Source organism: Luteibacter pinisoli, assembly GCF_006385595.1.
Taxonomy (GTDB): Bacteria; Pseudomonadota; Gammaproteobacteria; order Xanthomonadales; family Rhodanobacteraceae; genus Luteibacter; species Luteibacter pinisoli.
In genome coordinates this window covers 3,142,781-3,165,291 of record NZ_CP041046.1, presented here as the reverse complement: position 1 = coordinate 3,165,291, position 22,511 = coordinate 3,142,781, and the positions used below count along the sequence as shown (strand labels likewise).

General features: G+C 67.2%; 22 protein-coding genes. 15 read left to right on the top strand and 7 right to left on the bottom strand.

All coding sequences use genetic code 11. The features are described from left to right. Nucleotides 1-16: 16 nt before the first annotated feature. Nucleotides 17-799: a tRNA (guanosine(37)-N1)-methyltransferase TrmD gene (trmD, locus tag FIV34_RS14405; protein ID WP_139983893.1), complete on the top strand. Its 783-nt coding sequence runs from the start codon at nucleotides 17-19 to the stop codon at nucleotides 797-799. 12 nt (nucleotides 800-811) lie between these two features. Continuing rightward, nucleotides 812-1,216 (top strand): 50S ribosomal protein L19, encoded by a 405-nt coding sequence (rplS, locus tag FIV34_RS14400; protein WP_139983891.1) that lies wholly within the window; start codon nucleotides 812-814, stop codon nucleotides 1,214-1,216. 79 nt (nucleotides 1,217-1,295) lie between these two features. Here the strand turns inward: rplS and FIV34_RS14395 are convergent, their stop codons facing one another. Together FIV34_RS14395 and epmB are read right to left on the bottom strand one after the other, a co-directional pair. Next, nucleotides 1,296-3,359: an EAL domain-containing response regulator gene (locus FIV34_RS14395; RefSeq protein ID WP_139983889.1), complete on the bottom strand. Its 2,064-nt coding sequence runs from the start codon at nucleotides 3,357-3,359 to the stop codon at nucleotides 1,296-1,298. 103 nt (nucleotides 3,360-3,462) lie between these two features. After that, nucleotides 3,463-4,488, bottom strand: coding sequence for an EF-P beta-lysylation protein EpmB (gene epmB / locus FIV34_RS14390; RefSeq protein ID WP_139983887.1), 1,026 nt, complete (start codon nucleotides 4,486-4,488; stop codon nucleotides 3,463-3,465). 88 nt (nucleotides 4,489-4,576) lie between these two features. On the opposite strand from epmB, the gene efp reads away from it, so the two are divergent. From efp to folE2, 6 genes are all read left to right on the top strand, one after another. Continuing rightward, nucleotides 4,577-5,155 carry an elongation factor P gene (gene efp / locus FIV34_RS14385; RefSeq protein WP_139983885.1) on the top strand — a complete coding sequence of 193 codons (579 nt, stop codon included), beginning with the start codon at nucleotides 4,577-4,579 and terminating at the stop codon, nucleotides 5,153-5,155. An 81-nt stretch (nucleotides 5,156-5,236) separates the two neighbouring features. Further along, nucleotides 5,237-6,577: a TRZ/ATZ family hydrolase gene (locus FIV34_RS14380; protein ID WP_139983883.1), complete on the top strand. Its 1,341-nt coding sequence runs from the start codon at nucleotides 5,237-5,239 to the stop codon at nucleotides 6,575-6,577. Nucleotides 6,578-6,591: 14 nt separating this feature from the next. Next, nucleotides 6,592-7,299 (top strand): bifunctional 2-polyprenyl-6-hydroxyphenol methylase/3-demethylubiquinol 3-O-methyltransferase UbiG, encoded by a 708-nt coding sequence (ubiG, locus tag FIV34_RS14375; protein WP_139983881.1) that lies wholly within the window; start codon nucleotides 6,592-6,594, stop codon nucleotides 7,297-7,299. Then, nucleotides 7,296-7,976 carry an HAD family hydrolase gene (locus FIV34_RS14370; RefSeq protein WP_139983879.1) on the top strand — a complete coding sequence of 227 codons (681 nt, stop codon included), beginning with the start codon at nucleotides 7,296-7,298 and terminating at the stop codon, nucleotides 7,974-7,976. Before ubiG ends, FIV34_RS14370 begins: the two co-directional genes overlap by 4 nt. Beyond that, nucleotides 7,973-8,809: a squalene/phytoene synthase family protein gene (locus FIV34_RS14365; RefSeq protein ID WP_139983877.1), complete on the top strand. Its 837-nt coding sequence runs from the start codon at nucleotides 7,973-7,975 to the stop codon at nucleotides 8,807-8,809. Before FIV34_RS14370 ends, FIV34_RS14365 begins: the two co-directional genes overlap by 4 nt. A gap of 96 nt (nucleotides 8,810-8,905) precedes the next feature. After that, nucleotides 8,906-9,829, top strand: coding sequence for a GTP cyclohydrolase FolE2 (folE2, locus tag FIV34_RS14360; protein ID WP_139983874.1), 924 nt, complete (start codon nucleotides 8,906-8,908; stop codon nucleotides 9,827-9,829). Between the two features lie 15 nt (nucleotides 9,830-9,844). Here the strand turns inward: folE2 and FIV34_RS14355 are convergent, their stop codons facing one another. Genes FIV34_RS14355 through yidD form a run of 3 tightly spaced genes read right to left on the bottom strand, consistent with a single transcriptional unit; the run spans nucleotide 9,845 to nucleotide 12,277 of the window. Further along, on the bottom strand, nucleotides 9,845-10,657 hold the full coding sequence (locus FIV34_RS14355) for a M23 family metallopeptidase (RefSeq protein ID WP_139983872.1): 813 nt from the start codon (nucleotides 10,655-10,657) through the stop codon (nucleotides 9,845-9,847). After that, on the bottom strand, nucleotides 10,654-11,994 hold the full coding sequence (locus FIV34_RS14350) for a dihydroorotase (protein ID WP_139983870.1): 1,341 nt from the start codon (nucleotides 11,992-11,994) through the stop codon (nucleotides 10,654-10,656). Before FIV34_RS14350 ends, FIV34_RS14355 begins: the two co-directional genes overlap by 4 nt. After that, nucleotides 11,987-12,277, bottom strand: a complete 291-nt coding sequence (gene yidD, locus FIV34_RS14345; protein WP_211352638.1) for a membrane protein insertion efficiency factor YidD — start codon at nucleotides 12,275-12,277, stop codon at nucleotides 11,987-11,989. The genes FIV34_RS14350 and yidD overlap by 8 nt, the downstream gene beginning before the upstream one ends. Nucleotides 12,278-12,368: 91 nt before the next feature. Between yidD and dksA the strand changes: the two genes are divergently transcribed. Next, nucleotides 12,369-13,385, top strand: a complete 1,017-nt coding sequence (gene dksA, locus FIV34_RS21245) for an RNA polymerase-binding protein DksA (RefSeq protein WP_246058828.1) — start codon at nucleotides 12,369-12,371, stop codon at nucleotides 13,383-13,385. An 89-nt stretch (nucleotides 13,386-13,474) separates the two neighbouring features. Beyond that, a complete protein-coding gene (locus tag FIV34_RS14335; RefSeq protein WP_139983868.1) occupies nucleotides 13,475-14,893 on the top strand; it encodes a nicotinate phosphoribosyltransferase in 1,419 nt (472 codons plus the stop codon). Between the two features lie 6 nt (nucleotides 14,894-14,899). On the opposite strand, the gene FIV34_RS14330 is transcribed toward FIV34_RS14335, so the two are convergent. Both FIV34_RS14330 and cysS read right to left on the bottom strand, forming a co-directional pair. Beyond that, entirely contained in the window at nucleotides 14,900-15,343 is a 444-nt protein-coding gene (locus FIV34_RS14330) for a SufE family protein (protein ID WP_139983866.1), read from the bottom strand. Then, the gene (cysS, locus tag FIV34_RS14325; protein WP_139983863.1) at nucleotides 15,340-16,719 is read right to left on the bottom strand and encodes a cysteine--tRNA ligase; all 1,380 of its coding nucleotides are present in this window, start codon (nucleotides 16,717-16,719) and stop codon (nucleotides 15,340-15,342) included. The genes FIV34_RS14330 and cysS overlap by 4 nt, the downstream gene beginning before the upstream one ends. A gap of 204 nt (nucleotides 16,720-16,923) precedes the next feature. Here cysS and FIV34_RS14320 point away from each other — a divergent pair, with 204 nt between their 5' ends. From FIV34_RS14320 to FIV34_RS14300, 5 genes are all read left to right on the top strand, one after another. After that, entirely contained in the window at nucleotides 16,924-17,481 is a 558-nt protein-coding gene (locus FIV34_RS14320) for a glycine zipper 2TM domain-containing protein (protein WP_139983861.1), read from the top strand. Nucleotides 17,482-17,837: 356 nt separating this feature from the next. Further along, on the top strand, nucleotides 17,838-18,845 hold the full coding sequence (locus tag FIV34_RS14315) for an N-acetylornithine carbamoyltransferase (RefSeq protein WP_139983859.1): 1,008 nt from the start codon (nucleotides 17,838-17,840) through the stop codon (nucleotides 18,843-18,845). A gap of 41 nt (nucleotides 18,846-18,886) precedes the next feature. Continuing rightward, entirely contained in the window at nucleotides 18,887-20,095 is a 1,209-nt protein-coding gene (locus FIV34_RS14310) for an argininosuccinate synthase (RefSeq protein WP_139983857.1), read from the top strand. Nucleotides 20,096-20,105: 10 nt separating this feature from the next. Beyond that, nucleotides 20,106-21,203, top strand: a complete 1,098-nt coding sequence (locus FIV34_RS14305) for an acetylornithine deacetylase (RefSeq protein WP_139983855.1) — start codon at nucleotides 20,106-20,108, stop codon at nucleotides 21,201-21,203. 40 nt (nucleotides 21,204-21,243) lie between these two features. After that, nucleotides 21,244-22,509: an acetylglutamate kinase gene (locus FIV34_RS14300; RefSeq protein WP_425462924.1), complete on the top strand. Its 1,266-nt coding sequence runs from the start codon at nucleotides 21,244-21,246 to the stop codon at nucleotides 22,507-22,509. The last annotated feature ends 2 nt before the right edge of the window (nucleotides 22,510-22,511 follow it).

Genomic DNA, 22,511 nt, shown 5'->3' with positions numbered 1-22,511 from the left:
CAGCGGTAGCCGGGTCATGCGCATCGACGTGGTTACTCTGTTTCCTGATTTCGTCCGCCAGTCGGCCGGTATCGGGGTGGTGGGAAGGGCGCAGCAGCGCGAGCTGCTCCAGGTGGAAACCTGGAATCCGCGCGACTTCGCCACCGACAATTACCGCACCGTGGACGGCCGCCCGTTTGGCGGTGGGCCGGGCATGGTGATGCTGATCGATCCGTTGCGGGCCGCGCTCGCAGCCATTCGTGAGGCGGCACCGGAGCCGGTGCACGTGATTTACCTCAGCCCGCAAGGCGCGCGGCTGACGCAGAAACGGGTGGAAGCGCTGGCAAACATGCCGCGAATTGCCCTGATCTGCGGACGTTATGAAGGTGTGGACGAACGCCTGGTCCAGCACGAGGTCGACGAAGAGCTCTCAATCGGCGATTATGTGCTGTCTGGCGGAGAGCTCGGCGCAGCGGTGGTTATCGATGCGGTGGGTCGTCTGCAGGACGGTGCGTTGAACGATGCACAGTCCCACCAGCAGGATTCGTTCTCGGACGGCTTGCTGGATTGCCCGCACTACACCCGTCCCGTGCAGCACGATGCATGGGGTGGCGTGCCGGAGGTGCTGCTCTCTGGTGACCACGCGGCCATTCGCCGCTGGCGCAGGAAGCAGTCGCTAGGTCGAACCTGGCTGCGCCGGCCGGATTTGCTAACGCAGCTGGTCCTGGATGATGAATCCCGGGCTTTGCTGGATGAGTTCCGCCGTGACTATGCACGGCCAAACGCCGCGGCCGGCGACGACCGCCGTAACAAAAATTAACAGGTGTGTGCCATGAACAAACTTCTCCAACAGTTCGAAGCCGAGCAGATCACCCGCCAGCTGCCGGATTTCGGCCCTGGCGACACCGTGGTCGTTAACGTCAAGGTCAAGGAAGGCAACCGCGAGCGCGTCCAGGCGTTCGAAGGTGTCGTCATTGCCAAGCGCAGCCGCGGTCTGCATTCCGCCTTCACCGTGCGCAAGATCTCGCACGGCACCGGCGTCGAGCGCGTGTTCCAGTCGCACAGCCAGGCCATCGACTCGGTCGAAGTGAAGCGTAAGGGCAAGGTTCGTGGCGCCAAGCTGTACTTCCTGCGTGGCCTGGAAGGCAAGGCTGCCCGCATCAAGGAAGACGTGGCTGCCGCCGCTGCCGCCAAGGTTGCGAAGAAGGCTGCTGCCGCCGCTGCTGCCGCCGAGTAATCGGCTGCTGCAAGGCACACAAAAAAGCCCGCGAGCGATCGCGGGCTTTTTTGTGGGTGACGTTCCTGCCGGCGATAGTTCAGACCGGCAGGTATTCCTCGGCGAGCACCTTGGCCGGCTCCTGCAGGAAATTGCCCTGCACGAAGTCCACGCCGCAGGCGAACAGCAACGAGGTGCTCACGGCATCCTCCACCCATTCGGCGACCGTCTGCTTGCCGGTGGTATGGCCTTCCTTGCAAATCTCGGAAATGCGCTTCTGGTTTTCCGGATGCTGCGGCAGGTCGATCATGTAGCTGCGGTCGATCTTCAGGAAGTCCGCTTCCACGTGGGTCAGCATCTGGAACGAGTTCAGGCCCGAGCCGAACTGCTCGATGGCGAACTTGCCGCCCGACTGGCGCCAGCCTGCCGAGAACTCCTGCGCCTTGCGCAGCATGGAAAGCACCTTCGATTCCGGCATCTCGATGACGAGCGTGCTGCGGCGAAGCTTTGCCGTTTCCAGGCGACGCTTCAGCCACGGCAGCAGGTCCGGATCTTCCAGCGACTGCGCCGTGATCTTCACGAAGTAGGTGGTGGTCAGGCCGTCGTTCTCGCGGTGGGCGAGGGCGTCGATGGCATGGCCCAGCACCCAGCGGTCAATCGCCGGCAGGAGGCCGTTACGCTCGGCCACCGGGAAGAAGTAGGAGGGCAGCACGTCGCCCTTCGGGCCGCGCATGCGCACCAGGATTTCGTAGAACTCGCCGGCGGCGTCCTGCAGGCTGATGATCTGCTGGTGGTAGAGGCGCAGGCCGTCCTGGGCGAGGGCTTCGCGGACGAGGTCCAGCCAGTACTGCTCGCGCTCGGCGTCGGCCTTCTCGCGGGCCGCCGGATCGTGCAGCTCCACGCGGTTGCCGCCCTGGTTCTGGGCGTTGCGCAGGGCCGCGCTGGCCTGGTCGAGCACCGTTTCGGCGTTGGCGTTCTTCTCGGCCAGCAGCGTGCCGCCCACCGTCACGGTGACCGTGAACGAGCGGGTGCCCGCATCGACGATGGCTTCCGCGATGGTCGAGCGCAGGCGCTCGGTGAGGGCGGCATGCTCCAGGTCGCCACGCGGCGAGAGCACGATGCCGAAGGTGTGGTCGCCCAGCACGCCGGGGACGTCTTCCTCGTCCAGCGTCTCCTTGATGCGCTGGGCGAGCGTGGCCAGCACCTGGTCGGCGTTGGCGATGCCGGCGGTGGCCACCAGCTCCTTCCAGTTGTCCGGCTCGATCAGGACCACCGCCTGGCCGGAACGGCCGGCGGCAGCAGCCGCCACGGCTTCGTCGATGTGCTCGAGCGTGCGGGCGCGGTTGAACAGGCCGGTGACCGGGTCCTGGTAGAGCTGCGCCACCAGCGCCGCGTCCACGGTCTGTTGGCGGAACACGATCTGCAGGCAGGCTTCGCCTTCAAAGGTGGCCTGGGCGAATTCCACCAGCGCCTTGAAGGTGCTGCTGTCGTCGCGGCGGGCCAGCAGCTCCATCGGCGGCGGCGATTTCTCGCCCTTGGACACCCCACGCAGCGCGGTCTTGAAGTCGTCGGCGTGCGTACCCGAGATCAGGTCAAGAATCGGCAGGCCGATGATGTCGTCGTATTCCTGGAAGCCGAACGCCTCCAGGTAAGCCTGGTTCACGCGGACATGCATGCCCTCGTGAACGTAGGCGATGGCGTCGCGCGAGGAATCCAGCAGCGAGTCGCAGCGGCGCTCGGTTTCGCGCAGGGCCGTTTCCAGCCGGCGCACCTGGCGCCGCGTGGACAGGGCCTGGAATTCGCGATGCACCGTGGCCAGGATCTGGTCATGGCGCTTGCGCAGGGCCACGCCGTTGGCGCCGCCGGACAGCAGGTCCGAGACGGCGTCGTCGTCGAGGTGGTCCAGCACGGCGATGGCGGCCAGGTCGCGGCCGCTGGCATCGAGCTGGCGCAGCACGCGCACCGCATCGAGGCCGGGCACGTCGGGATTCATCAGCACCAGGTCCGGCGCCTGGTCGTCCAGGCAGGCCTGGATTTCCTCGGCCGTGGTCGCGCGCGTCGCACGCACGGCGATACCGCCGTTGCGCAGGACATTGATCAAGAGCTCCGCCTCTTCCACCGAGGATTCGATGAAAAGGACGCGAATGACGTTGTCGTGTTTCATGTTTTAACTTTGATGACCGCAGTTCCCACCCGGTGCACCGGATACCGGCGCACTCCCCCTTCTCGCGGTCCCACCGGCCAGGGGTCGGCGGGATGTGCCCATACTAGCGCGCGAAATCGGCAATAGGACGCTTTGAAGGGTCGCCGGGCAGCTCGCGAACGAGTTTTGGGACGAGGTACCCGGGTAAACGTGCGCGCAGCGCCTCCACCAGCGCAAGGGCCTCGGCGTCGGCAACTTCAAAATGTGCGGCCCCCGTCACCTTGTCCAGCTGGTGCAGGTAATAAGGCAGCACGCCCGCGGCAAAGGAGCGCTCGCACAGGGCCGCCAGGGCGTCCGCGTCGTCGTTCACCCCGCGCAGGAGCACGGACTGGTTGAGCAGGGTGGCGCCCGCCTCGCGCAGGCAGGCACAGGCCGCGTCCACGGAGGCGTCAAACTCGTTGGCGTGGTTGGCGTGCAGCACCACCACCTTTTGCAGGGGCAGGGCGGCCAGCCACGCGGTAAAGGCGTCGTCCACGCGCTCCGGCAGCACCACCGGCAGGCGCGTATGGATGCGCAGGCGGATGACGTGGGGCATGGCGGCCAGGCCGCGGGTGAGCTCCTCGAGCTTGTGGGTGGCCAGGGACAGCGGATCACCACCGGAGAGGATCAGCTCGCGGATCGAGGTATCGGCCGCGACGTGGGCCAGCGCCTCGCGCCAGCCGGCCGCCGCCGCGATCTCCTCCCCGTAGGGAAAATGCCGGCGGAAGCAGTAGCGGCAGTTGACCGCGCAGGAGCCGCTGGCGATCAGCAGGGCGCGCCCGTCGTACTTGTGCAGCAGGCCGTGGCCGGCCTTGGCGGCCATGTCGCCCACGGCATCCACGCTGTAGCCGGGCGCCTCGGCGTGCTCCGCCTGCTGCGGCAGCACCTGCAGGAGCAGCGGGTCGCGCGCGTCGCCCTGGCGCATCCGCGCCACGAAGCCGCGCGGCACGCGCAGGGGGAAGCCCGCGTCGTCGGCCGGCAGGAGGTCCGGCCGGTCCGCCAGGCCCACCGCCGCGAGCAGTTCGCGGGGGTCGGTAATGGCGTCGCGCCAGGCCTCGCGCCAGCCGGTGGCGGGCGTCAGTAGGCGGGAAGTGGGGCTTGCGGTTATCATGGTGGGCCTTGGGGCGGGCCCTGCGGCCCGTAACAGACCCCTATTTTAGCCGCCCGGCGGGCGGATTCACCTCTGGAGCATGCAACACATGGCGACCCTTGGCCTCAATGACGTCAAAACGGGCAAGAAGATCATCCACAACGGCGATCCCTGGATCATCACCGAAGCGGATTTCGTCAAGCCGGGTAAGGGCCAGGCGTTCACGCGCATCCGCATCCGCAACCTGAAGGACGGCCGCACCACCGAGCAGACGCTGAAGTCCAGCGACTCCTACGAAGAAGCCGATGCCGTCGACACCGACGCCAACTTCTCGTACATCGAGGGCACCGGCGCCGACCGCGAGTGGATCTTCATGCACACGGAGACCTTCGAGCAGCACCGCGCCAACCTGGCCGCCATGGGCGACGCCTGGAAGTGGCTGAAGGGTGACGAGGAATGCGTCATCACCCTGTTCAACGGCAACATCATTGCCGTGCAGGCGCCGAAGTTCGTGGAACTGAAGATCGTCGAAACCGATCCGGGAGTCCGTGGCGACACCTCGGGCGGCGGCGGCAAGCCGGCCACGCTGGAAACCGGCGCGGTCGTGCGCGTGCCGCTCTTCGTCAACCAGGACGAAGTCATCAAGGTCGATACCCGCACCGGCGAGTACGACAGCCGCGTCAAGTAAGGCGGCTTCGCTCGACGCACGCAACGGCACGGCCGCCCTTCGGCGCCGTGCCGTTCGCTTATCAGGCGCAAGGAAAACGATATGGGCTCCAGCGAAACCAAAGCGATCGACCTCCTCATCGAAGCCCGTTGGGTGGTTCCCGTGGAACCGCACGGCGTGGTGCTCGACGATCACGCGGTGGCGATCCACGATGGCGAAATCATCGCGATCCTCCCGGCCGACGAAGCGCGCACGCACTACGCACCGCGCGAGCGCATCTCGCTGGGCGAGCACGCGCTGATCCCCGGCCTGGTCAATGCGCATACGCATAACCCGATGACGTTGCTGCGTGGCCTGGCCGACGACCTGCCGCTGATGACCTGGCTGCAGGAACACATCTGGCCGGCCGAAGGCCGCGTGATGGGCCCGGATTTCATTCGCGACGGCGTCGAACTGGCCGTGGCCGAAATGATCCGCGGCGGCACCACCTGCGCCAACGAGAACTACTTCTTCCCCGACGTGATCGCGGCCACCTATCGGCAGATGGGCTTCCGCGCCGTCATCGGCCTGCCGGTGATCGATTTCCCGACGCCGTGGGCGAAAACGTCGGACGAATACTTCGAGCGCGCCGTGGAAGTCCACGACAGCCTCATGGGCGAGCCGCTGCTGAGCACCGCCTTCGCGCCGCACGCGCCGTACACCGTCTCCGACGAGAACTTCGAGCGCATCCGCGTGCTGTCCGAACAGCTGGATATTCCCGTGCACCTGCACACGCACGAGACCGCGCAGGAAGTGGAAGAGGGCAAGGTGAAGGACGGCGTGCGTCCGTTCCAGCGCCTGCAGAAGCTCGGGCTGGTGAACGAGCGCCTCATCGCCGTGCACATGACCCAGCTCACCGACGGCGAAATCGCCGCATGCGCCGCGGCCGGCGTGTCGGTGGTGCACTGCCCGGAATCCAACATGAAGCTCGCTTCCGGGTTCTGCCCGGCGGAAAAGCTGCGTGCCGCGGGCGTCAACCTGTGCATCGGCACCGATGGCTGCGCGTCCAACAACGACCTGGACATGTTCGGCGAGATGCGCACCGCCGCGCTGCTGGCCAAGGCCGTCGCGGGCGATGCCGCGGCCTTCGATGCGGCCAGCGCGCTGCGCGCCGCCACGCTCAACGGCGCGAAGGCGATTGGCCTGGGCGAGAAGATCGGCTCCATCGAGCCGGGCAAGCGCGCGGACCTCGTGGCCGTGCGTCTCGACGACCTGGAAACCCAGCCGCTCTACCATGTGGCTTCCCAGCTGGTGTATGCCACCGGCCGCCACCAGGTCAGCGACGTGTGGATCGACGGCAAGCGCAAGCTCGCCAACAAGGCTTTGATCGGCGTCGACGTCGAGGCCATCCGTGACAAGGCGCGCCGCTGGCGCGAACAGATCGCCGCGGGCGACGCCCAGTGAACGAGGTTAGTGCGATGCAAGCCAACACCAATGTCAGCGCGGAAGAAATCGCGCGCTTCGAAAAGCTCGCCGCGCGCTGGTGGGATCCCGATGGCGAATCCCGCCCGCTGCACGACCTGAATCCGGTGCGCTCGGCGTACATCGCCGGCCGCGCCAACCTGCGGGGTGCGAAGGTGGTCGATGTCGGCTGCGGCGGCGGCCTGCTGAGCGAAGCGCTGGCGCGCGCCGGTGCGAACGTCACCGCCATCGACCTTGGCGCCAAGCTCATCGAGATCGCGAAGCTGCACCTGTTCGAATCGAACCTGCAGGTGGACTATCGCGTCCAGTCTTCTGAGCAGCTTGCCGCGGCCGAGCCGGCGTCGTTCGACGTCGTCTGCTGCATGGAGATGATCGAGCACGTGCCCGATCCGCTGGTGCTGATCCGCGACCTGGCGGCCATGCTCAAGCCGGGCGGCCAGCTGTTCCTCTCCACGCTCAATCGCACGCCCGCCGCGTTCGGTGCCGCGATCGTCGGTGCGGAGTACCTGATGCGCCTGCTGCCGCGCGGCACGCACCATTACGCGCAGTTCCTCAAGCCCTCGGAAGTGGCCGGCATGCTGCGCCAGTTCGGCCTGGAGCTCGAGGACATTTCGGGCCTGGCCTACAACCCGCTGACCCGCAATGCCCGCCTCGCGTCGAACACCGCCGTGAACTACGTGCTGGCCGCAAGGAAGCCGGCGTGAGCACCTTGCCGTTCAAGCCCGAGGGCGTCTTTTTCGACCTCGACGGCACGCTGCTGGACAGCGGCCTGGATCTCCACCACGCGCTGGTGCTGCTGTGCGCGGAAGAGGGCGTACCGCCGCCGGCGTATGACGATGTGCGCCCGGTGGTGTCGCGCGGGTCGCGCGCCATCATCAGCGTGGGCTTCCCCGAGCGCGACGACACCGGCGTGCTGCATCTCGTGCCGCGTTACCTCGCCCTGTACGAAGCCAACATGGCCGCGCACACGGTGCCCTTCGAAGGCATCGAGCCGATGCTGGCCGGGCTGGACGCGGCGGGTATCCGCTGGGGCATCGTCACCAACAAGCCGGGCTTCCTTACCGACGGCTTGCTGCCGCAGGCCGTGCCGCACTGGCATCCGGCCGCGGTGGTTTCCGGCGACACCTTGCCGGTGAAAAAGCCCGACCCCGCACCCGTGCGCCTGGCCTGCGACACGGCCGGCTGCGCGCCGAAGCGCTCGGTGTTCGTTGGCGACGATCGCCGCGACATCATCGCCGGCCACGCCGCCGGCCTGTTCACCGTCGCCGTGCGCTGGGGCTATCTCGATGGCGGCGACCCGGATACCTGGGGCGCCGACGCCGTGGTCGATCACCCGAACGACCTGGCGGCGCTGCTCGGCGTGGGCGAGGTGGCTGCATGACGGACGGCGCCATCCAGAGCTATGTCGACAAGTGGCTGGCCGTGCAGCCGCAGCAGCGCGTGGCGCTGGGCTTCGTTGACCCGGCCGTGCGCGATGAGCGCGTGGCCCTGGCGGCGCTCGAGCAGGAACTGATTGCCTCGGCCTACGGCATCCGTGAGCCGCAGGTGGCCGCGGCCAAGCTGCAGTGGTGGGCCGAGGAACTCTCCGGTGCCGCCGCCAGCGGTGGCCGGCATCCGTTGACCAAGGCCCTGTTCTCACGCGAGCGCGCGCGGTCGATCCCTTCGCCGCTGTGGCTTGCCCCCGTGCTGGCGGCGATGGCCCAACTGGAGCAGGGCACGCCGTCGGACTTCGCTGCGCAGGTCACCGCTTCGCGGAACATGCATGGCGCCCTGGCCGCGCTGGAGACCGCGTGGTGGTTCGGCGCCGACGCGCCCAGCGACGCCGCGGCGCGCATCGCCACGCTGTCGCACCTGGTCTTCGCGCTGTCGCGGCTGGAGCTGGATGCGGATCGCGAGCGCCTGGCGCTGCCCATGTCGCGCCTGGCCCGCCACGGCCTCAGCCGCGGTCAGCTCAAGGACGATTCGCCGGCCCGCCGGGAAGCGCTCAAGGCGCAGCTGGGCGACCTGGCAGGCGGCCTGCGCGAGGCCCTGGCCCTGGGCCAGCCGCTATCCACCTTCCGCGGCCTCGAGGGCCGTACGGCGCTGTCCACGGCGCGTGGTGCCGCCCGCGCCGCCGAGCCCTTCGCCGAATTGCACAAGCGCCAGTCCCGCACCGGCCCGGCCACCGCCTTCCGCGCCTGGCGCGCGGCGCGGCAGGCTGTGCCGTTGGGCTGAACGCAGCGTTTCCGGGCACTCACCATTGAGCCATGGGCCGTGGCCCCCATCTCGTGGCGAACGGCCGGAAACGACCCCCGTCCCAAGGAACCCCTGATGTACATCCAAGATTCCCCGACCCGCCTGCTGCCCGACGTTGCGTCGCAGGAGCACGCCCTGTCCATTGGCACGCTCGACTGGGTCGGCATGGATGGCATGGAAATGCCCGTGGCGTTCGATGCCGGCGACGGCGACGTGCGTTCCACCGGCGCCCGGGTGGGCGCGTTCGTGAACCTCACGCAGCCGGAGAAGCGCGGCATCCACATGTCGCGCCTGTACCTGCTGGTGTCCGAGGCGCTGTCGGCCGGCCCGCTGACCATCGGCGGCATCCGTGCGCTGCTGGGTGAGTTCCTGTCCTCGCATGAGGGCCTCTCCGACCACGCGCGCATCACAATCGGCTTCGAGCACCTCGTGCGTCGTCGCGCCCTGCGCAGCGACAACAGCGGCTGGCGCGCTTACCCGATCACCATCGACGCGACGCTGCGTGGCAACCAGTTCCACCTGGAGGTCACCACGGACGTGGTGTATTCCTCCACGTGCCCGGCGTCCGCGGCGCTTTCGCGCCAGCTCATCCAGGACAACTTCGCCAAGTCGTTCCCGGCGGAGCAGGCGCTGGATCGCGAAACGATCCTTGCCTGGCTGGGCACGGAGCAGGGCATCATCGCGACGCCGCACGCCCAGCGCAGCACGGCAACGATCCGGGTGGCGCCGAAGGGCGACCAGGTGTTCGACCTGATCGGCATGATCGACCGCGTGGAAGCCGCGCTGGGCACGCCCGTGCAGACGGCGGTAAAGCGTGCCGACGAGCAGGCCTTCGCGCTGGCCAATGGCAGCAACCTCATGTTCTGCGAGGACGCGGCCCGCCGCATCCAGAAGACCCTTGAGGCCGAGCCGGCCGTGGCCGACTTCCATGTCCGCGTGGCCCATCACGAAAGCCTGCACCCGCACGACGCGGTGGCCTTCGCCAGCAAGGCGCGCTAACGCGCCTTGCCGTGCTTACTGGATGCCCGGCAAGAGCAGGGGATCCAGGCGCATGCCAAACCAGTTGAAGCCCCAGTGCACATGGGGTCCGGTCGCGCGCCCGGTCTTGCCGGCCGCGCCGATCACCTGGCCCTGGCGCACGTGCTCGCCCACCTTCACGTCGATGCGTGACAGGTGCAGGAAGTTGGACGACAGGCCGAAGCCGTGGTCCAGGAGCACCGTGCCGCCGGTGAGGTAAAGGTCGGGCGCCGCGAAGGTGATGATCCCGTCGGCCGGTGCCTTCACCGGCGTGCCTTCCGGCACCGCGATGTCCATGCCCGAATGCGGGGCCTTCGGGTCGCCGTTGTAGATGCGCTGGTTGCCGAAGCGGCCGCTGATCCGCCCGGTCACCGGCCAGATGAAGCCATGGTTGAAGTCTTCGCGGCTGTCGTCGCGGTTACGTGCCGTCACGACGAGGGCCTGCTCGCGCTGGATGCGTGCGGCGATCTCCGGCGGCGGGTTCACGGTCTTCGGCGGCACGCCTTCCACGCGCTCGATGGGCCAGTCCCGGGGTGTCACGGCCACGCGGAACGCGCGGCCACCGATTTCCACGGCGACCGGCCCGGTGTCGTCACGCCCGGCGCCGAAGACGAACACGCCATCGGCCCCGACATGCACCGGCTTGCCGCTCACGCGAACGGCGGCACCGGGTGGGGCGTGCGCGATGACCAGGGCGCCCTGCGACATGGTCGACGGCAGGTCGGGCGCAGCGGCAGGGGCGACGCCGGCAAACGCCAGCGCCGCGCCCAGCAGGATCGGGCGCACGCGCGCCTCTACGAAATTACTCATCGATCAAAGGTCAGCCGTTCGCCACGGTTGGACTTGTCCACCGTCTTGCCATCCCACACGCGCTTGCCGTTGACGAAGGTGGCCGCGATGCTGCTGCTGAAGGTGGTGCCCTCGAACGGCGACCAGCCGCACTTGGACAGCACTTCCTCGCGGGTCACGGTGTGCTTCTTGTTCGGGTCGACGAGGACAAGGTCCGCCGAATAGCCTTCGCGCAGGAAGCCGCGATGCTCCACGCTGAACAGCTTCGCCGGGTTGTGGCACACGGTTTCCACCACGCGCTCCAGGGTGAGCTTGCCTTCCGTCACGCGCTCCAGCGCCGCCTGCAGGGCGAACTGCACGAGCGGCAGGCCCGACGGCGCCTTGTCGTACTTCTGCGCCTTCTCTTCGAGCAGGTGCGGTGCGTGGTCGGTGGCCAGGACATCGAGGCGGCCTTCGGCCAGCGCCTTCGTGATGGCGTCACGGTCCGCCTCGTCCTTGATCGCCGGGTTGCACTTGATCAGGAAGCCCTTCTCGTCGTAATCCGCCTTGCCGCCGAAATGCAGGAAGTGCACGCAGGTTTCCGCGGTGATGCGCTTCCCTTCGATCGGGCCCGGCTCGAACAGGGCGAGTTCGTCGGCGGTGGAGATATGCAGGACATGCAGGCGGGTGTTGTGCTTCTTCGCCAGCGAAATGGCCAGGCGCGTGGACTTGATGCAGGCCTCGCGCGAGCGGATGTGCGGGTGCTCCCACGCGGGGATGTCCTCGCCGTACTTCTCGTGGGCCTTTGCCAGGTTGGCGTCGATCATCGGCGTGTCTTCGCAGTGCGTGATGATCGGCACCGGCGTGTCGCGGAAGATGCCGTCGAGCGTTTCCGGATTGTCCACCAGCATGTTGCCGGTGGAGGCACCCATGAACACCTTGACGCCCGGCGCCGCCTTGGGATCCAGGCTACGGATTGCCTCAAGGTTGTCGTTGCTGGCGCCCATGTAGAACGCGTAATTGACCACCGATGAGCCGGCGGCGATGGTGTATTTGTTCTCGAGCGACTCACGGTCGAGCGCCGGCGGCTTGGTGTTCGGCATTTCCATGAAGCTGGTGATACCGCCCGCGGCGCAGGCCGCCGATTCATGGGCGATGTCCGCCTTCTGGGTGAGGCCGGGCTCACGGAAATGCACCTGGTCGTCGATCATGCCGGGCAGCAGCAGGAGGCCGCTCGCATCGATCACTTCTTCATCACGCTCTTTTACCAGTCCCTGCGCGATGGTCGCGATTTTTCCGTCGCGGATACGGACGTCGGCCTTCCACCGCTTGTTTTCGTTTACCAGTTCGGCGTTCTTGATCAGCCAGGCGTCAGTCATGGGTATGGACTCCTTGGGCGCCGCATCGGCGCAGGACAAATTGGTCGGGGACGGGGTCGTGGCCACCTTCGCACAGGGGCTGGCAACGCAGGATGCGCCAGCCGCCAAGCAGGCTGCCTTTGAGCGGGCCAAAGCGGGCTATGGCAATCCGCGTGTAATCGGAACAGGATGGATGGAACCGGCAACGGGCCCCTAGCAGAGGGCTAAGCCACCGCTTGTAGAGGGACAGCAGGAAGAGGAGGAAGCGTGTCACGTTCTCGAAAAGCCAGGTCGTTTCAGGCATCGGGCATTTGACAGTATCCCAGAAGATAGGTTGCTGGGGTAACGCATCTGGGCTATAACACCCCGCCGCCACGGCCACCGAGGTGAAGGAAATGGCGAAAAACGCTCGTAGTTCCACCGTTGCCAAGGCAGCCGCCAAGAAGGGCGGGGCAGGTGACGCGACGAAGACCAGGACGGTTGCGGCCGGGGGCAAGGCGCCGGCGAAGACGGCAGTGCGCGCGGCGGCCAAACCCGCTGCGAAAACCGCGAAGCCCGCCGCCAAGGCGGCTCCGGTGAAAGCCGCGGCGCCCGTGAAGAAGGCAGCCGCGAAGACAGTGGCGAAACCTGCCGCCGTCGCGAAGAAGACACCCGCCAAGGCGGCGCCCGTGACCAAGGCGGCGGCCCCCAAGGCACCCGCGAAGGCCGCGGCGAAGGCAGCAGCTCCCAAGGCCGCGCCCGCGCCGGCCAAGAAAACAGCCCCGGTGGTGGAACCTTCCGCCGCCAAGGCCGCTCCCAAGCAGCAGGTGAAGGCATCGCCGGCACCTGCGCCGGCGCCGGCGGCGAAAGCTGCCAGCCCCGCTGTCGGACGCAAGGCGTCCGCAGTGGGCGGCGCTACCCCATCCAGAAACGAGAAGTCCGCGCAAGCCAGCATGAACAGCACCACACTTGAAAACGGAATCACGCGCGAAGACGGCAAGTACGCCCTGCCGGCTTCTACCATCATCGACCTGCCGAAGGGCTACAAGCCCGGCAAGGACGAGGAGTACATGAATCCTCGTCACCTGGCCTACTTCCGCAACAAGCTGAAGGATTGGCGCGACCAGCTGGTGGAAGAATCCCGCCAGACCATGGACAACCTCCGCGAGGAAGTCCGCGACGTGGGCGACGAAGCCGAGCGCGCCACGCGTGAAACGGAAAACTCGCTGGAACTGCGTACCCGCGATCGCTACCGCAAGCTCATCTCCAAGATCGACAAGGCCCTGCGCCGGATCGAGGAAGGCCGCTACGGTTTCTGCGAAGAGACCGACGAGGAAATCGGTGTGGATCGCCTTGACGCGCGCCCCATCGCTACCCTGTCGCTCGACGCGCAGGAGCGCCGCGAGCACCTGCAGAAGCAGATGGGCGACTAAACCCTCCCGTCATGCGCTTCGACGAAAGCCCCGCCCATGGCGGGGCTTTTTGTTGGGAGGCGTACACTGGCCGGCGCCAAGGAGACCGCATGTTCCCGCACCTGCAGAACCTCATCCTCAATACCGACAGCTACAAGGCGAGCCACTGGTTGCAGTACCCGCCGGGCACGGACGCCACGTTCTTCTACGTGGAATCCCGTGGCGGCCTGTACGACCGCACGGTGTTCTTCGGCCTGCAGGCCATCCTGAAGGGATGGCTGGCCCATCCGGTGACCCACGCCGACGTCGACGAGGCCCGCGAGTTCTTCGCCGCCCACGGCGAGCCGTTCAACGAGGCAGGCTGGCGCCATGTCGTCGACGTGCACGGCGGCCGCCTGCCGATGCGCATCCGCGCCGTTGCCGAGGGCAGCGTCGTGCCGACGCACCAGGCCCTGGTCACCATCGAATCCACCGACCCGCGCGCCGCGTGGGTGCCCAGCTATGTCGAGACCCTGTTGCTGCGCCTGTGGTACCCGGTGACGGTGGCGACGCTGAGCTGGCAGGTGAAGCGCTGCATCGCCACGTTCCTCGACAAGACCAGCGACGACCCGGCCGGGCAACTGCCGTTCAAGCTCCACGACTTCGGCGCGCGTGGCGTTTCCAGCGCCGAGTCGGCCGCCCTCGGTGGCATGGCTCACCTGGTGAACTTCCGTGGCACGGACACGGTGCAGGGCGTGCTCGCGGCACAGGCCTTCTACGGCGAGCCAATGGCCGGCTATTCCATCCCCGCCGCCGAGCACAGCACCATCACCAGCTGGGGCCGCGAGGGCGAGGCGGAGGCGTACCGCAACATGCTGCGCCAGTTCGCCAGTCCCGGCTCGCTGGTCGCGGTGGTCTCGGACAGCTACGACATCTTCCACGCGATCCGCGAGCACTGGGGCAAGACCCTGCGCGACGAGGTCATCGCCTCGGGCGCCACGCTGGTCGTGCGCCCCGATTCGGGCGATCCGGTCGAGGTGGTGCACCAGTGCGTCACCTTGCTGGACGAGGCCTTCGGGCACACGGTGAACCGCAAGCGCTACAAGGTGCTGAACCACGTGCGCGTCATCCAGGGCGACGGCGTGAATCCGCAGAGTATCCGGGCGATCCTGGAGCGCATCACCGGCGCCGGGTACGCGGCCGACAACATCGCCTTCGGCATGGGCGGGGCGCTGTTGCAGAAGGTCGACCGGGATACGCAGAAGTTCGCGTTGAAGTGTTCCGCCGCGCGCATCGATGGCCGCTGGGTGGAGGTGTTCAAGGCGCCGGTGACCGACGCCGGCAAGTTCTCCCAGCGCGGCCGGCTCACGCTCACCCGCCATCGCGAGTACGGCACGTGGAAAACGGTATCGATTCCCGATGGCGTGGCGCGCGCCGAGGACATGACGCTCGACGCCGGGTGGGAGCACGCGATGGAGACCGTCTGGGAAGACGGCCGGCTGCTGAAGGACCAGGCCTTCGCCGACGTCCGGGCGCGCGCCGACCTGTAGCGGCGGTTACTCGGCCAGGGTGGCCGCGGCGAAGGCCTTGATGCGGTTGAGCATGGCGACGAGGCCATTGGAGCGGGTGGGCGAGAGGTGCTTGGCCAGGCCGATCTCCTGGATGTAGGTCGGCTCGGTATCGACGATCTCGCGCGCCGAGCGGTCCGAGTACACCCGCAGCAGCAGGGCGATCAGGCCCGAGACGATGGCCGAATCGCTGGTGGCCTCGAAGTGCAGGCGCGAGGCATCCCCGGAGGGGATCAGCCAGACCATGGACTGGCAGCCATGGACCCGGTTTTCCTCGTTCTTCTCGGCATCCGGGAACGGCGGCAACTGCCGGCCCAGGTCGATCAGGTACTGATAGCGCTCGGTCCAGTCACCGAAGAACGCGAATTCCTCGGCAATGGCGGCCTGCGCCTCGGCGGCGGTGGGTTCCTGCGGTTCAACGAGTTCGTTCATGCCTTCACTACGCTCCAGCGCGTGCCCTGCGCGCTGTCTTCAATGGTGACGCCCAGGGCCTTGAGCTGGTCGCGGATGGCATCGGACCGGGCGAAATCCTTCCCCGCGCGGGCGGCGCGGCGTTCTTCGAGCAGGGCCTCCACCATGGCGGCGTCCACTTCCTCGCCGGGATTGCCCTGGCGGAACCAGGCTTCCGGATCCTGCTGGAGCAGGCCGAGCAGGGCGCCGCCGCCGACCAGGGCGGCCTTGGCGGCGATGCGGTCGTCGCCAGTGGCACGGCGCGCCGCATCGGCCAGCTGGGAGAGTTCGGCCAGCGCCTGCGGCGTGTTCAGGTCGTCGCACAGGGCGGCTTCCACGGCCGCCGGTACCACCGGTGCGCTCGCCGAGACGTCGGCCAGGTCGCGGAGCACCCCATACCAGCCGTCCAGGGTGCGCACGGCCTGGGTCAGCGCGGCGTCGGACCAGTCCAGCGGCTGGCGGTAGTGGCCGCGCAGCAGCAGCAGGCGCAGGGCCTCGCCGGGGTGCTTCTTCAGCAGTTCGTGCAGCTGGAGCACGTTACCCAGTGACTTCGACATCTTACGGCCGTCGAAGGTGAGCATGCCGTTGTGCAGCCAGAATCGGGCGAAGGGCTTGCCGCCGTGGGCGCACACGCTCTGGGCAATCTCGTTTTCGTGGTGCGGGAACGTCAGGTCCACGCCGCCGGCGTGGATGTCGATGGTGTCGCCCAGGTGGGCCTCGCTCATGGCCGAGCACTCGATGTGCCAGCCGGGGCGGCCACGGCCCCATGGGCTGTCCCAGCCCGGCAGGGTCTCGTCGGAGGGCTTCCACAGGACGAAGTCCCCGGCGTCCTTCTTGTACGGGGCCACCTCGACGCGGGCGCCGGCGATGAGCTCGTCCGGGTCGCGGCCGGAAAGGGCGCCGTAGGCGGGGTAGGAGGCGACGTGGAAGAGGACGTGGCCCTCCGCCTCGTAGGCGTGCTTCGAGGCGATCAGGCGCTGGATCATGGTGATGATCTCGGCGATATGCGCCGTGGCGTGGGGCTCCACGTCCGGCGGTGCCACGCCCAGTTTGGCCACGTCGTCCCGGTAGGCCTGGGCGAAGCGGCCGGTGATCTCGGTGATCGGCACGCCGGCGGCCGCGGCGGCGTTGTTGATCTTGTCGTCCACGTCGGTGATGTTCCGGGCGTAGACCAGGTTCGGGTAATGCCGGCGCAGCAGGCTGGCCAGGACGTCGAACACCACCGGTGGCCGGGCGTTGCCGATATGGATGTAGTTGTAGACCGTGGGGCCGCAGACATACATGGTGACCCGGCTCGGATCGAGCGGGACGAACGCTTCCGTGCGGCGCGACAAGGTGTTGTAGAGCGAAATCGTCATCGTGTGTCCGTGGGCGGGCCGGCGGCCGGGGCCGGTCTGAAATAGTAGCAAGGCCGGGGTGTCCCCGGTGCACGCGCGAGAAGGGGAACGGTTGACAGCGGGCCGTGAATTTCTTGAGAGAACACCTAAGCGTGGATTCAGCGTGATCTTGATGAAATGGCCACCACTAGGCGCGCTCGTGCGCCTGGCCGGAGGTTCTCCTACATGTCTCGCCTGCTTATCCCCGCGCTGATCCTCGCGGTTTTCGCTACCAGTGCCAGCGCCCAGGACCGTTATGGGCCCCCGCCCCCGCCGCCGCAGTCGGCCGGGCCGGATGACAATACCCATTTTGGCTGGGCCGACGTGCTGCGCGTCGACCCGGTGTACGGCGTGTCCCGCGTGGAAACCCCGCGCCAGGAGTGCTACGACCAGCAGGTGGTGACCCGCCAGCAGGGTAGCGGCAGCGCGGCCGGGACGATCCTGGGTGCCGTGGTCGGCGGCGTGCTCGGCAATACCGTGGGCAAGGGCGACGGCCGCAAGGCCGCGACCGTGGCCGGCGCGGTGGCCGGTGGCGTGGTCGGCAACAACGTCTCCCGTAGTGGCGACCAGGTCTACCAGGGCACGGAAACCCGCTGCCGCGACGTCAGCTCGGTGACCGAGCAGCGCCGCATCGCGGGCTACGACGTGGAATACCGCTACCGCGGCGAGGTCTACGTCTCGCGCCTGAACTACGACCCGGGCGAGCGCCTGCGCGTCCGCGTGAGCGTCTCCCCGGCGGACTGACCGATTCCGGCAAGGCAGACAGGAGGGGCCGCGAGCGATCGCGGCCCTTTCTTTTTGCGACCCCCTCCCGGGCAGTTGCGCACCGCACCAATCCACGGCATTATCGACGCTTCACCTAAAAAGACCCCACCGTGTCCCACGCCGACTACACCGCCACCGTCTATACCAGCGCCCGCATGGCCGCAGGGATGACGTCGCGTGCTCGTCGACCGTACATCGGATATTCGGCCGGGTAGGCTGTCGCGCGCGTTTCATACGTACCGACTAAAAAAACCCGGCCCTGTGCCGGGTTTTTTCGTTTCGGATTTCCCTTTCTTCCCACGGCCCCGACAGGCCACCGACCGTTCTGGACCGCCATGACCGTTCGCCACTTCCTCAACACCACCGATTACAGCCGCGCCGAGATCGACGCCCTGCTGGCGCAGGCCGCCGAATTCAAACGCTCGCCGCAGGGCAGGCAGCTGGCCGGCAAGTCCATCGCGCTGATGTTCTTCAACCCCTCGATGCGTACCCGCACCAGCTTCGAGCTGGGCGCGTTCCACCTGGGTGGCCATGCGGTGGTGTTGTCGCCGGGCAAGGACGCGTGGCCCATCGAGTTCGATATCGGCACCGTGATGGACGGCGATACGGAAGAGCACATTGCCGAAGTGGCCCGGGTGCTGTCCCGCTACGTGGACCTGATCGGCGTGCGCGCCTTCCCGAAGTTCCAGGACTGGCAGGTGGATCGCCAGGACAAGGTGCTGAAGGCCTTTGCCCAATACGCCACCGTGCCGGTCATCAACATGGAAACCATCACCCACCCCTGCCAGGAGCTGGCCCACGCGCTGGCCCTGAAGGAACACCTGGGTGACCTGCAGAACAAGAAGTACGTGCTGACCTGGACGTACCACCCGAAGCCGCTGAACACCGCCGTGGCCAACTCGGCGCTGCTTATCGCGACGAAGATGGGCATGGACGTGACCCTGCTGTGCCCGACCCCGGAGTACGTGCTCGACGAGCGCTACATGGAGTTCGGCCGGCAGAACGCGAAGGAGAACGGTGGCTCGCTGCAGGTGTCGCATGACATCGAAGCCGCCTACAGCGGCGCGCACGTCATCTACGCGAAGAGCTGGGGCGCGCTGCCGTACTTTGGTCGCTGGGAGCAAGAAAAGGCTATCCGCGACGCGAAGAAGCACTTTATTGTCGACGAGGCCAAGATGGCGCTCACCGACAATGGCCTCTTCAGCCACTGCCTGCCGCTCCGCCGCAACATCAAGGCGACGGACGCGGTGATGGATTCCGCGGCCTGCATCGCCATCGACGAGGCGGAGAACCGCCTGCATGTGCAGAAGGCCGTGATGGCCTCGCTCATGGCTTCTTCCTGATTCGCACGACTTCCCAGACCTTCCTTATTTCCGGAGCCAGCATGTCCAGCAAAGATATCGTCCTCGCCTTCTCGGGTGGTCTCGACACCAGCTTCTGCGTCCCCTACCTGATGGAGCGCGGCTACGCCGTGCATACCGTGTTCGTCGACACGGGCGGCGTCTCGGCCGAAGAGCGTGAGTACATCGAGCAGCGCGCGCATGAACTCGGCGCGGCCTCGCACCGCACCGTCGATGCCTCGCAGGCGATCTGGGACAGCTTCGTCACCCCGCTGATCTGGGCCGGCGAGTTCTACCAGGGCCAGTACCCGCTGCTGGTCTCGGACCGCTACCTCATCGTGCAGGCCTCGCTGGAGCGCTGCGACGAGCTCGGCACCAAGCTGTTCGCGCATGGCTGCACCGGCATGGGCAACGACCAGGTCCGTTTCGACCTGACCGTGAAGGCCCTTGGCGACTACACCATCGTGGCGCCGATCCGCGAGATCCAGCGCGAGCACACCCAGGTGCGCGCCTACGAGCAGAAGTACCTCGAAGACAAGGGCTTCGAAGTCCGCGCCAAGACCAAGCACTACACCATCAACGAGAACGTGCTCGGCGTGACCATCTCCGGCGGCGAGATCGATGCGTGGGAGATCCCGGAAGAGGGCGCCGTGGCCTGGTGCGCACCGCGCGCCGAATGGCCGTCCGAACCGCTGCGCATCGAGCTCGGCTTCGAGAAGGGCACCGCCACCTCGCTGAACGGCAAGGCGGCCAGCGGCCCGGAAATCCTCGCCTTCCTCAATCGTGAGCTGGCGAAGTACGGCGTCGGCCGCAGCCTGTACACCGGCGACACCAACATCGGCCTGAAGGGCCGCATCGTGTTCGAGGCACCGGCCCTGACCGCGCTGCTCACCGCGCACCGTGCGCTGGAAGAAACCGTGCTCTCGAAGCAGCAGAACCGCTTCAAGCCGGAAATCGGCCGCAAGTGGACGGAAGTGGCCTACGAAGGCTTCTTCAACGACCCGATCAAGGCCGACCTGGAAGCCTACCTGGTGAGCACGCAGCGCAAGGTGGACGGCAAGGTCATCATCGAAACCCGCGGCGGTACGGTGTACGCGGTGAAGGTGGAATCGAAGAACCTGCTGCACTCGAAGAAGGCGACCTACGCACAGGCCGCGGACTGGGGCGTCGCCGAAGCCGAGGGCTTCATCAAGCTCTACGGCATGAGCTCGACGATCTGGGCCGAAGTCGACCGAGCCAACGGCGGGAAGTGATCGAGACCCCATGGAAACCCTTCTGAAGGACACCCTCGATCACCTGCGCGCGCTCGTGTCGTTCGACACGCGCAATCCCCCGCGCGAGATCAGCACCGGCGGCATCTTCGATTACCTGCGCGCGAACCTCCCGGGGTTCGACGTGCAGGTCACCGATTTCGGTGCTGGCGCGGTGAACCTCTACGCCGTGCGCGGCACGCCGAAGGTGCTGTTCAACGTGCACCTGGATACCGTGCCGGACAGCCCGCACTGGACCGCCAGCCCGCATGAGCTGCGGGTGACGGAAGACCGTGCGATCGGCCTGGGCGCCTGTGACATCAAGGGCGCCGCGGCCGCGCTGGTCGCCGTGGCCAATGCCTCGCAGGGCGACATGGCCTTGCTGCTCTCCACCGATGAAGAAGCCAACGATGCGCGCTGCATCGAGGGCTTCCTCAAGGACAAGCCGGCCTACGACGCCATCATCGTCGCCGAGCCCACCAGGGGCGAGGCGGTGCTGGCGCATCGCGGCATCCACTCGGTGCAGATGCGCTTCCAGGGCCGTGCCGGCCATGCCTCGGGCGAGCAGAAGCCCTCCGACAGCGCGTTGCACCAGGCGATCCGCTGGGGCGCCGCCGCGCTGGACCACGTGCAGGCGCTGTCGCACGAGCGCTTTGGCGGCCTGACCGGCCTGCGCTTCAACATCGGCAAGGTCGAGGGCGGCATCAAGGCCAACGTGATCGCACCGACCGGCGATGTACGCTTTGGCTTCCGTCCGCTGCCGTCGATGGACGCGGACGCGCTGCTGGAAACGTTCCGCACGCTGGTCGAGCCCACGCCCGTGGAATACGGTGAAACCTTCCGCGGCGATTCGCTGCCGGCCGGCGACACCGCCACGGCCGAGGCACGCCGCCTCGCCGCGCGCGACCTCGCCGACGAACTGGACATCCCGGTGGGCAACGCCGTGGATTTCTGGACCGAAGCGGCGCTGTTCTCCAAGGCCGGCTACATCTCCTTCGTCTATGGCCCTGGCGACATCGCGCAGGCCCACACCGCCGACGAATGGGTTGCCCTCGACCAACTGGGCCAGTACGCCCAGACCATCCTCCGGATCGTCGAACGTGGAATCTAACAAGCACACCCGCAAGACCATCGTCCGCCTGCTCTCCGCCATGGGCAGCGCGCGCGAGATCCAGCAGTACCTGAAGCGCTTCTCCCAGCTCGACGCCGCGCGGTTCGCGGTGGTGAAGGTGGGCGGCGCCGTGCTGCGCGACGAACTGGCCGACCTCACCTCGTCGCTGTCCTTCCTGCAGCAGGTGGGCCTCACGCCCATCGTCCTGCACGGTGCCGGCCCGCAGCTGGATGAAGAGCTTGCCGCCGCCGGTATCGAGAAGAAGACCGTCAATGGCCTGCGCGTCACCTCGCCGGAAGCCCTGGCCATCGTTCGCCGCGTGTTCCAGGCGCAGAACCTGCGCCTGGTCGAGGCCTTGCAGGAAGTCGACACGCGCGCCACCTCGGTGCCGTCGGGCGTGTTCACCGCCGACTTCCTCGATCCGGACCAGCTCGGCCTGGTCGGCAAGGTGCGCGCGATCAACCTCGCACCGATCGAGGCCAGCCTGCGCGCGGGTTCCATCCCGGTGATCGCCAGCCTGGGCGAAACCGACTCCGGGCAGATCCTCAACATCAACGCCGATTTCGCCGCCAACGAACTCGTGCGCACGCTGCAGCCGTACAAGATCGTGTTCCTCACCGGCACCGGCGGCCTGCTCGACGGCGATGGCCACATCATCGATTCGATCAATCTCTCCACCGAGTACGACCAGCTGCTCCAGCAGCCGTGGCTGCATTCGGGCATGCGCCTGAAGATCGAACAGATCAAGGACCTGCTCGACGACCTGCCGCTGACCACCTCGGTGTCGATCACCCGCCCGGCGGACCTTGCGAAGGAACTGTTCACGCACAAAGGCTCGGGCACGCTGCTGCGCCGGGGCGAGCGCGTGCTGCGGTTTGATTCGTGGGAAGGCGTGGACCTGCCGCGCATGCGCACGCTGATCGAATCGAGCTTCGGTCGTGGCCTCGTCGACGATTACTTCGCGCGGACGGACGTCTACCGCCTGTACGTCTCGGAGAACTACCGCGCGGCCATGGTCCTGACCATGGAAGACGGTTTCGCGTACCTCGACAAGTTCGCCGTCCTCGACGAAGCGCAGGGCGAAGGCCTTGGCCGCGCCGTGTGGCAGGTGATGCGCGACGAGAACCCGAAGCTGTTCTGGCGCTCGCGCCATGGCAACGCGATCAACCATTTCTACTACGCCGAGTCGGACGGCTGCTTCAAGCAGGCCCGCTGGAAGGTGTTCTGGTACGGCCTGGACAACTTCGCCGACATCGAGCGTTGCGTGGCGCATTGCGCCACGCGCCAACCCACCTTGCAGGACTGAAT